A 10,365-nucleotide genomic window follows, 5' to 3' on the forward strand; every position below is an offset into this window, starting at 1 on the left:
CCCCCCCCCCCCCCCCCCCCCCCCCCCCCCCCCCCCCCGGGGGGGGGGGGGGGGGAGCCTTCAGTGCAAGCGGAGTCCGCCGCTGGTGGAGCCCTTGCCCGCGCGGGCCGGTGGCTGGCACAGGCCGCAGGTGAAGTGCTTGGCGTTCTCGTACGGCTCGGTGACGAAGTTCCCCCCACAGCAGGAGCACTTGGTCAGGGTCAGCATGCCGCTGTCCACGAACTTCACCAGGCGCCAGGCGCGGGTGACGGACAGCAGGGGCTCGATCGCGCTGGCCTGCATCTGCTCGCTGTAGAGGCGGAAGGCCTTGATCACCGCGTCGATCTCTTCCAGGTCGCTGGACTTGGACAGGTACTCGTGGATGTTCAGGAACAGCGAGGCGTGGATGTTGGGCTGCCAGGTCAGGAACCAGTCGGTGGAGAACGGCAGCTGGCCCTTCGAAGGGCTCTTGCCGGCCACTTCCTTGTACAGACGCAACAGGCGCTCGTACGACAGGCTGGTTTCGTATTCCAGCACCTGCAGGCGCGCGCCCAGCTTGATCAGGGCCACGGCGCGCTCGATGTCACGCGACTCGTTCAGGATGCTTTTTGCGGTGGCCATGATGCGAACTCCAAATACAGACCGAGGGAAATGCCAAGGCGCCGAGGCACCGGCTCCGCCGGGCCTCCAGCGCCGCCCCCTGGGGGGTGAAGCCGCAGGCGGCGCGGGGGAAATATTCAGTGCGCCGTGGCCATGGAATCGGCGAACTTGCCGGCCATCAGGATCGAAGCGTGCAGCTGGGTGGTGGTGCTGTTGTCCACCTTCTTGACGTTGTGGCTGGTCAGCAGGTTCCACACCAGGTCGTCGTCCACACGGAAGCGGCACAACAGCATGTTGCTCGATGCGATCTTCAGGAGCTGGGCGGTGGACAGCATGCCCAGCAGGTCAGCGGCTTCTTCCGTGATGCCCAAGCGGTACAGGGCTTCGGCGCGGTCCTTGCGGATCAGGTTCTGCGCCAGCATCAGGTAGGTCAGGTTGGCTTCGCGGATTTCGGCCAAGAGTTGTTCGCTGTCCATGGGGTGCTCCTTGAGTGATCGGCGGGTGGGCTTCGCTGGCGGTTTGCTTACGTTTGCTTTCCCGATGTGTTCAATTGTGTCGAGTGGTCACAAAACTTGAATCGGTAAATGGCTGTTCACACTGTCGGAAGCGCACCCACACCGCGTCATCCTTCTTCCTACAACCTTGGTATGCATAGGCGTCCTGCCTCTGCGGGCCTGGATCGCCCACACGAGGGCACAGTCATGGCGCCCGGGCAGACGCCAGCGCGGCGAAGAACATCGGAGCGAGGCACGCCCCTCCGAAGCCCGCGGGGAACGTCCAACCCCAACCCATGGCACCCCGGCGCGCAGACGGGGGCATCACAACAAGCGACCGCTTGCCCGCGTGGTGCTTTGCTGCCGATGCGGCTTCCGCCGCGCGAGGCCCGGAATGCAACGAGGCCCTGCGCTTCACAGCTTGCGTCTGCCCGTCTCGTCACACCGGGTCGGCCGGTGCATATCCACACGCGCACTGCGCACTGAATGGGCGCCGCGGCACGACTCAACATCACCCCCCGCCGACCGATACACCCACACAAGAACGCCCTGGCTTGCAGCACACCCCGCGGGCGCAGCGGACCGACCGAGGACCCGCAGCCCAGCCACTTCGCTCCGCACACTGGCAACGGCAACGGCAGGTGAACGGGTCAGCAGCGCAACGGTCGACGGCGTGTCGCTTGACCCACCGCCCTCACCCAGAACACGCCCGGCCGAAGCGCGGAACAAGGCTTGACAAACCCGGCTTATCGAACACACCCGTTACAAACCGCCGCTAAAGAATACGCCGGGGCCACCGAAATTGAACTCAACGGACTTCTAAAAAGGTTCGTCGTCCGGCAAGCGAAGCGGCGAGACGGTCAGCGGTCCCAGGGCCCAACCGGCGCGTCACCAGCAACCGGTCATGGCGGTTCACCGCAAAGTGGACGTTGAGATCGGCAGGAATGCCGGATTACCTTTTTCAATTTTTTAGGAGTAAGACATGACCACCATCAACACCAACGTGATGTCCCTGAACGCACAACGCAACCTGGCCCAATCGTCGGGTTCGTTGGCCACCTCGATGCAGCGCCTGTCCTCGGGTCTGCGCGTCAACAGCGCCAAGGACGACGCTGCCGGCCTGGCCATTGCCGAGCGCATGAACGCGCAGGTCAAGGGCATGAAGGTGGCCATCCGCAACGCCAACGACGGCATCTCCCTGGCGCAGACCGCTGAAGGCGCGCTGGCCAAGATCGGCGACAACCTGCAGCGCATGCGTGAACTGGCCGTGCAGGCCGCCAACGACACCAACGGCACGAGCGATCGCGCGGCGCTGGACAAGGAATTCAAGGCCCTGGCTTCAGAAAACGGCCGCGTGATCACCAGCACCGAATTCAACGGCCAGAAGCTGCTGACCGGCGCCGGCGGCACGGCAGGCGTGTTCAGCTTCCAGGTGGGCGCCGAGAGCGCCACCGACAACCAGATCAGCGTCACCACGACCGACGTCGCCGCCGCCATGACCACGGCCACGGCCGACGGCACGGTGGCCACGCTGGGCACGGACGCTGCCGGCGCCCGCACCGCGATGGACGCCCTGGACGTGGCGATCGATGAGGTCACCACCGCCCGCGCTGGCTTCGGTGCCGTGCAGAACCGCTTCGACACCGTGATCTCCAACCTGCAGGTGGCGGCTGAAAACCAGGCCGCTTCGCGTGGTCGCATCATGGACGCCGACTTCGCCACGGAAACGGCCAACCTCTCGCGCGGCCAGATCCTGCAACAGGCCGGCACCGCCATGATCGCCCAAGCCAACCAGCTGCCCCAGGGCGTGCTGTCTCTGCTGCGCTGATCGACCCGGCCTTCACCGGACGCGCCAGGCCTTCACAAGGCCCGGCGCACCCGGCGGCGGTGGCACTGCGGTGCCCCGCCGCTTTCCCGTTTGCCAAGGCAGCGGGATGCACAGACCGCATGCGCCCCCCGTGGGCCGACGTGCGGTGCGTCCATCCTGACCAGGAGTCCCCATGTCCACCATCTCGTCGCCGGGCATCGGCAGCGGCATCGATGTCCAGACCATCGTCTCGCAGCTGGTGGCGCTGGAAAAAGCCCCACTGGCGCAGCTGGAGACGCAGGCTTCGTCGATCCAGACCAAGCTCTCGGCCTTCGGGGCCATCAAGTCCCAGGTGTCGACGCTGGGCGATGCCGCGAACAAACTCGCCGGCAGCAGCGGCTGGAACGCGGTGACCGCCAGTTCATCCAACCCCACAGCCATCGGCGTCACCGCGGCGGCCGGTGCGCCCGCCACCTCGCTGACCATGGAAGTCTCGCAACTGGCCAAGGCGCAGTCCACCGCATCCACCGCGGTGGCCAGCGGCACCGGCGTGGGCACGGGCAGCCTGACCATCGAGCTGGGCAGCTGGAACGCCGGCAGCTTCGCCGCCGGCGCTGCAACGCCGGTAAGCGTGACCATTGGCGCCGGCGACGACACGCTGGCCGAGATCGCCGCCAAGATCAACGACGCCGACGCGGGGGTGAGCGCCACCGTGCTCAAAGACGCCTCGGGCGAACGCCTGCTGCTGCGCTCCAAAGCCACGGGCCTGGAGAACGGTTTTCGCATCACCGCCAGTGACGACGATGGCAACGACACCGACGCGTCTGGCCTGTCGCGTCTGAGCTTCGATGGCATGAGCGCCACCGGCACCAGCCAGACCCAGGCCGGACAGAACGCCCTGGCCACCGTCAACGGCGTGTCCATCACGTCGGCCAGCAACCGCCTGAGCGACACGCTGCCGGGCCTGACGCTCCAGCTCTCGCAGGTGACCACGGAACCGGTGGAGATCGATGTCAGCACCGACCTCGACGCCATCCGAACCAACGTGAAAGCCTTCGTGGACGCGTACAACGCCCTGGCCAACAACCTGGCCACGGTGACCAAGTACGACGCGGGCTCCAAGACCGCGGGCACCCTGCAAGGCGATTCCAGCGCCGTGGGCTTGCAGACCGCCCTGCGCGGCATGATGCGTTCGGTCACCGCCAGCACGCCCTTCACGCGCCTGTCGGAGATCGGCATCGAGATGCAGACCGGCGGCACGCTCAAGCTCGACAGCGAAAAATTCGACGCCGCGCTGGCCAGCCCCGACGCGGTCAAGAGCCTGTTCACGGTGGACACCGGCGACGCAGCCACACAAGGTTTTGGCCGGAAGATGAAGGCCTTCACCGATGGCTTGCTGTCGGTCGACGGCCTGGTCAGCACGCGCACGACGGCACTGCAGAAGTCGCTGGACCGCAATGGCCGGGAACAGGACAAGGTGGAAGAGCGTGCGTCCCGCGCCGAGGTGCGCTACCTGGCGCAGTACAACGCCATGGACGCCACGGTGGCGAAGTTCAACGCCCTCAATACTTTCGTCTCGCAGCAGATCACGCTGTGGAACAACGCCGGCTGACCCTGCCGCACCCTGCCAGCAGGCCTGAAAACGCACACCGACACGCCGTGCCAGACCTGATGTTCTGTTGACGACCGCCGACCAACACACCACCAAGAACACCATGTACTTTCCGGTTCATTTGTCTGCGCCGATGGCTACAGTCCCCGGCGCCGATGCCGATACAAAAAGGCATCAGACACCAGGAAACGACACCATGTTCACTTCCGTCCATTCCCGCGCCGCCTCCGCTTATCGGCGCGTTGCCGCCGAAACCAGCGTGCAGACCGCCGACCCGCACCAGTTGGTGGGCTTGTTGTTCGACGCTTTGCTGCAGTCCATGGCGACGGCGCGCGGCGCCCTGCAGCGCGGGGACATTCCGGCCAAGGGCGCGGCCCTGGGCAAGGCAGTACGCATCATCGAAGAAGGCCTCAAGGCCGGCCTGAACCTGCGCGAAGGCGGCGAGATCGCGGCCAACCTGCAACAGCTCTACGACTACAGCGTGCTGCGCCTGACGCAAGGCAACCGCCACAACGACGCGGCTGCGCTGGAAGAAGTGGTGCGGCTGATCGAACCCGTCGCCGAGTCGTGGAAACTGATCAACGGCAACGGCCCGGCGTATCTGCAGCCCGTCGCGGGCCAGGAGCTCTGACCATGGCCCACAGCCTGCTTGACTATTACAAGGCGATCGACAACGCGAGCCAGAAAATGCTGGCCGCGGCGCAGTCGGAGAACTGGGACGAGGTGGTGCACCTCGAAGGCGCCTGCGCCGTGCTCATCGCCCAGCTGCGCCACAAATCGCGCACCGACCGACTCGCACCCGACGAGCACAAGGAAAAGACCCGCATCATGCAGCGCATCCTGCGCGCCGACGCCGAGATCCGCTGCCTGGCCGAGCCCTGGCTGAACGATCTCGAGCAGTTGATGGACACGAAGATTCATTGATCCCCCCCGCGCCGCCTGCGGCGTGCCTTGCCGGCCGCGCCACCGTCGGAGCCGGTGTCACTTCGGGCTGTCCAAGTCTGCGCAGGCAGACTTGGAGCCGCAGCCCTCAGCCCCCCAGGGGGCGGCACTGGCGGCCTGGCAAAGCCAGTTGCGCGGTGCCCTGGACGCAGGCACGCGCGCCGGAAACTGACAGGCAACGAGCGAGGGGAAGTTCAGCCCAGAATGCGGTGGAACCGGCTTTGCCGGGCCGCACGCATTGCCCCTTGAGGGGCGGAGCGGCCACACGAAGTGGGCAAGCGATGGGGGGGGGTCAAACGCTCATGTTCATGATGTCGGTGTAGGCCGACACCATGCGGTTGCGCACATGCAGCGCCCCCTGGAAGCCGATCTGTGCTTTCTGCATGGCCAGCATGGTTTCTTCCAGGCTGACCTTGGGGTTGCCCAGCTGCACCTCGGTCTGCAGGCGCGTGGCTTCGTTCTGCGCTGCGCTCACGCTCTTGAGCGCGCTCTTGAAGTTGTCGGCGAAGCCGGTGCCGGCCACGGCGGTGCTGCCAGCGGCCGGCCGTTTTGTCTGGGCAATGGAGCCCAGGCCTTGGCTGGGCATGGAGGCGATTCGCAGGTCCATGGCGGTGTCCTTCCACAGGAAATGGGTCAGAGCCGATGCTAGTGAAGGCCCGCGGCGCCCGCGCCGGGAATAGGGGCACAAAGCGGGGCCTTTTCATGGCACTGCCGGGGGCAGCGGCCCCGAATAATCGTTCGCAACAGGGGGCTTTCCCCTGCCTGTGACCGAACCCACCGCCTCCCCATGAAAACACCGCCACGCCCGCTTCGTCCGCTGCCCCCCCAGGGGGAGCTTCAGCGGCTGCGGGCGGCCGGACGCCACTGACATGAGCACCACCGTCGCCGACGTCGATTTCCAGCCGGTCCACCGCAACGCGCTCAGCGCGGGCTTTGCGCGGCTGGACAACGCCCAGAAGATCAAGCTGGGCCTGGGTGCACTGGCCTTGCTGGCGGTCGCCCTGGCCCTGTTCTTCATGGGCCGCCAGCCCGAGATGCGGGTGCTCTACGCCAACCTGAACGACAAGGATGGCGGCGCCATCGTCGCGCAGCTCTCGCAGATGCAGGTGCCCTACCAGTACGCCGAGGGTGGCGGCGCCATCATGGTGCCGGCCGACAAGGTGCACGACGTGCGCCTGCGCCTGGCCTCGCAAGGCCTGCCCAAGGGCTCGGTCAGTGGTTTCGAGCTGATGGAAGCCAACCGTTTTGGCATGACCCAGTTCCAGGAGCGCCTGACCTTCCAGCGCGGCCTGGAAGGCGAACTCACCCGCTCCATCCAGTCGCTGTCTTCCGTGCAGGCCGCGCGCGTGCACCTGGCCCTGCCCAACCAGAACGGCTTTTTCCGCGAACAGCAAAAACCCAGCGCCTCGGTGCTGCTGACGCTGCACCCGGGCCGCACGCTGGACAAGGCGCAGGTCGCGGGCATCGTGCACCTGGTGGCGTCCAGCGTGCCCGAGATGAACCCCAAGTCGGTGAGCGTGGTGGACGATGCCGGCTCGCTGCTGTCGGCCGCGCCCGAGGGCCAGTCCCAGGGCATGGACCTGCAGCGCCTGCAGTACACGCAGCAGATCGAGCAGCTCTACACCCGCCGCATCCTGGACATGATCGAGCCGCTGGTCGGCGTGGGCAACGTCAAGGCCCAGGTCAGCGCCGAGATGGACTTCTCCCAGGTCGAGTCCACCAGCGAACTGCACAAACCCAACCAGGGTGGCGAGCCTGGCACGGTGCGCAGCCAGCAGATCGTCGAAGACGGCACCGCGGCGCTGGCCCAGCCCGCCGGCGTGCCCGGGGCCACCACCAACCAGCCGCCGGCCACCGGCACCGCGCCCATCAACGGCGCCGCCGCTCCGCTGGGCGTGGCCAGCGCCGCCGACAAGGCCGGCAACCAGCGCCGCGAATCGGTCATCAACTACGAAGTGGACAAGACCGTGAAGGTGGTGCGCGAGGCCACCGGCACCGTCAAGCGCCTGACCGCGGCCGTGGTGGTGAACCACCGCGGCGGCACCGACCCCAAGAGCGGCAAGCCCACCAGCACCGCGATCCCGCCCGAACAGCTCGAACAGATGACCGCCCTGGTGCGCGAGACCATCGGTTTCAGCAAGGACCGCGGCGACTCGGTCAACCTGGTCAACGCCCCGTTCAGCGAAAACAAGCCCAGCGACGAAGCGCCGCCGGCCTGGTGGATGCAGTCCGACAACCAGGACCTGCTGCGCGAGATGGCGTTCCCCGCCGGCATGGTGCTGCTGGGTCTGGTGGTCCTGATGGGCATGGTGCGCCCGGGCCTGAAGCTGATGAAGACGCCGGCCACCCTGCCCAGGCCCGAGCCCGCGGTGCCGCAGCTCAACGCCGTGCTCAACGAGGACCTCGGCCGCCCCGCCCTGCCCGAACCCGATCCGGTGGTCACCCCCGACAAACGCCTGGCCGATGCCAAGCGCCTGGCACTGGAGAACCCGGTGGCCGTGGCCAACATCGTCAAGGGCTGGGTCAACGGCGAAACCTGATCCCCCATCCCCGAGCCTGACAGAGGAAGCCCCATGGAAGACCAGGGAACCCACGACGCCGCGATCTTTCTGATGTCGCTGGGCGAAGAAGAAGCGGCCGAGGTGTTCAAGCACCTCACGCCCAAGGAAGTGCAGAAGCTCGGCGAGACCATCGCCGGCATGCGCGCCGTCTCGCACGAGAAGGTGAACGAGGTCATGACCCGCTTCACCGACGAAGCCGCCTCGCAGAAGCTGCTGGTGTCCGACACCAACGACTACGTCAAGGCGGTGCTGCGCCGTGCGCTGGGCGACGACAAGGCCTCGCTGCTGATCGACCGCATCATGCAGGGCAGCGATGTCTCGGGCATCGAAAGCCTCAAGTGGATGGACGCGCAGTCCATCGCCGAACTGCTGCGCAACGAGCACCCGCAGATCATGGCCGCCATCCTGGTGCACCTCGATTCCGATCTGGTGGCCGGCGTGCTCAAACACCTGAGCGAGCGCTCGCGCAACGAGGTGATGCTGCGCATCGCCACGCTCGAAGGCATCCAGCCGACCGCGCTCAAGGACCTCAACGAGGTGCTCTACAAGGTGCTCGCCGGCGGGGACAAGGTGCGCAAGACCTCGCTGGGCGGGGTGCAGACGGCGGCCGACATCATCAACCTCCTGGGCTCCGCGCTCGAAACCACGGTCATCGAATCCATCCGCCTGCTCGACAACGACCTGGCCCAGAAGATCATGGACAAGATGTTCACCTTCGAGGACCTGCTCAAGCTGGACAACAAGTCGATCCAGATGGTGCTCAAGGAAGTCGGCGGCGACGCCCTGATCCTCGCGCTCAAGGGCGCGAGCACCGAACTCAAGGAACACATCCTGGGCAACATGTCCAGCCGCGCGGCCGAAAGCCTGCGCGAAGACCTCGAATCGCGCGGCCCGGTGCGGCTGTCCGAGGTGGAAACCCAGCAGAAGGAAATCCTCAAGATCGTGCGACGCCTGTCCGACGAAGGCACGATCGTGATGGGCGGAGGCGGCGATGACAGCTTCGTCTAAACCCCCGGCCAAGCCCAGCCCGCACTCGCGCTTCATCCCGCGCGAGGAGATCGCCGCGGTCGCGGCCTGGAGCTTCTCGGCCATGGACGTCGGCCACGCCACGCCCCCGCCCGCCCCGGCCGAAGCCGACCCCACCCCCGCAGCCGACCTGGAACAGCTGCTGCAGGCCGCGCGCGAGCAGGCCTATGCCGAAGGCTTCCAGCAGGGGCACGACGCCGGCAGCCAGGAAACCCGCGACGCGCTGGAGGCCACCGTGCGCCGCAGCGCCGAAGAAACCGCCGTGCGCATGGGCCAGCTGCTGCACAGCATGGGCGACCAGCTGATCGCCAGCGAGCAGCGCATCGCGCGCCAGATCCTCGAACTCTCGTGCGACCTCGCCCGCCAGGTGGTGCGCCAGGAACTCAAGGTCAACACCCGCCACCTGCGCGCCGTGATCGGCGAAGCGCTGGAGCAGATGGTCGAAGACGGCCTGCCCGCCACGGTGCGCATGCACCCGCAGGACCTGGCGCTCATGAAAGGCGCGCTGATCGAGACCCTGGGCGAAAGCGCCCCCGAGCTGGTGGCCGACGCCGACATCTCGCCCGGCGGCTGCCTCGTGCAATCGCCCAGCTCGGTGGTGGACGCCACCATCGAAAAGCGCTGGGCGCGGGCCATCGGCAACCTGGGCCTGAGCCTGGAATGGAACCCGGAGGAGGCGCGCGATGACTGAACCGGTCAGCCGCTGGGGCCATTTCATGGACGACCTGCGCACCAGCGCCAACGCTCCCACGCCGCTGGAAGTGCGCGGCACCCTCACCCGCCTGGCCGGCCTGGTGCTCGAAGCCGTGGGCCTGCGCGTGCCGGTCGGCTCGCAGTGCCTGATCGGCAACGGCGCCAAGGACCCGGTGCTGGCCGAGGTGGTGGGCTTTGCGGGCGACCGCGCCTACCTCATGCCCGCCGGCGACACACACGGCCTGGCCAGCGGCGCCAGCGTGACACCGCTGCCGCCCTACCGCACCGTGCCCCAGGTGGGGCAGGACAACAAGCCACCCTCGCCCGCCGACCGCGGCCTGCTGCGCCTGCCCATGGGCCGGGGCCTGCTGGGCCGCGTGGTCGACGCCCACGGCCACCCGCTGGACCACCAGGGCCCGATCACCGACGTGGACGTGGCCCCCATGGAACGCGCCCCGCTCAACGCGATGGACCGCGACCCGGTCCGTGAGCCGCTGGACACCGGCGTGCGCGCCATCAACGCGCTGCTCACCGTCGGCCGCGGCCAGCGCATCGGCCTGTTCGCCGGCTCGGGCGTCGGCAAGTCGGTGCTGCTGGGCATGATGGCCCGCTACACCAAGGCCGACGTGATCGTGGTCGGCCTGATCGGCG

The 10,365-nt window shown here is 67.3% G+C and carries 10 protein-coding genes and 1 pseudogene; 8 read left to right on the top strand and 3 right to left on the bottom strand.

Annotated elements, in window-relative coordinates; translation table 11 throughout:
- Positions 1-60: 60 nt before the first annotated feature.
- Together flhC and flhD are read right to left on the bottom strand one after the other, a co-directional pair.
- Positions 61-600, bottom strand: coding sequence for a flagellar transcriptional regulator FlhC (gene flhC, locus RMP09_RS01000; protein ID WP_310564145.1), 540 nt, complete (start codon positions 598-600; stop codon positions 61-63).
- 116 nt (positions 601-716) lie between these two features.
- Entirely contained in the window at positions 717-1,055 is a 339-nt protein-coding gene (flhD, locus tag RMP09_RS01005) for a flagellar transcriptional regulator FlhD (protein ID WP_310564146.1), read from the bottom strand.
- A gap of 1,000 nt (positions 1,056-2,055) precedes the next feature.
- Here flhD and RMP09_RS01010 point away from each other — a divergent pair.
- The 4 genes from RMP09_RS01010 (at position 2,056) to RMP09_RS01025 (ending at position 5,416) form a co-directional block, all read left to right on the top strand.
- The gene (locus RMP09_RS01010; RefSeq protein ID WP_310564147.1) at positions 2,056-2,901 is read left to right on the top strand and encodes a flagellin; all 846 of its coding nucleotides are present in this window, start codon (positions 2,056-2,058) and stop codon (positions 2,899-2,901) included.
- A gap of 172 nt (positions 2,902-3,073) precedes the next feature.
- A complete protein-coding gene (fliD, locus tag RMP09_RS01015) occupies positions 3,074-4,492 on the top strand; it encodes a flagellar filament capping protein FliD (protein ID WP_310564148.1) in 1,419 nt (472 codons plus the stop codon).
- A 196-nt stretch (positions 4,493-4,688) separates the two neighbouring features.
- Positions 4,689-5,123, top strand: coding sequence for a flagellar export chaperone FliS (gene fliS / locus RMP09_RS01020; protein WP_310564149.1), 435 nt, complete (start codon positions 4,689-4,691; stop codon positions 5,121-5,123).
- 2 nt (positions 5,124-5,125) lie between these two features.
- On the top strand, positions 5,126-5,416 hold the full coding sequence (locus RMP09_RS01025; protein WP_310564150.1) for a flagellar protein FliT: 291 nt from the start codon (positions 5,126-5,128) through the stop codon (positions 5,414-5,416).
- A gap of 310 nt (positions 5,417-5,726) precedes the next feature.
- On the opposite strand, the gene fliE is transcribed toward RMP09_RS01025, so the two are convergent.
- A complete protein-coding gene (gene fliE, locus RMP09_RS01030) occupies positions 5,727-6,041 on the bottom strand; it encodes a flagellar hook-basal body complex protein FliE (RefSeq protein ID WP_310564151.1) in 315 nt (104 codons plus the stop codon).
- A gap of 262 nt (positions 6,042-6,303) precedes the next feature.
- Here fliE and fliF point away from each other — a divergent pair, with 262 nt between their 5' ends.
- The 4 genes and pseudogenes from fliF to RMP09_RS01050 all read left to right on the top strand — a co-directional run.
- Positions 6,304-7,974, top strand: a complete 1,671-nt coding sequence (gene fliF / locus RMP09_RS01035) for a flagellar basal-body MS-ring/collar protein FliF (protein ID WP_310564152.1) — start codon at positions 6,304-6,306, stop codon at positions 7,972-7,974.
- Positions 7,975-8,007: 33 nt separating this feature from the next.
- On the top strand, positions 8,008-9,003 hold the full coding sequence (fliG, locus tag RMP09_RS01040) for a flagellar motor switch protein FliG (protein WP_310564153.1): 996 nt from the start codon (positions 8,008-8,010) through the stop codon (positions 9,001-9,003).
- Complete coding sequence (locus RMP09_RS01045) at positions 8,987-9,712, top strand: flagellar assembly protein FliH (RefSeq protein ID WP_310564154.1); 726 nt, start codon at positions 8,987-8,989, stop codon at positions 9,710-9,712. The genes fliG and RMP09_RS01045 overlap by 17 nt, the downstream gene beginning before the upstream one ends.
- A pseudogene (locus tag RMP09_RS01050) lies at positions 9,705-10,365 on the top strand (flagellum-specific ATP synthase FliI); the annotation flags it as partial. The gene RMP09_RS01045 and the pseudogene RMP09_RS01050, both read left to right, overlap by 8 nt.

Source organism: Hydrogenophaga sp., assembly GCF_031426985.1.
GTDB lineage: Bacteria > Pseudomonadota > Gammaproteobacteria > Burkholderiales > Burkholderiaceae_C > Hydrogenophaga.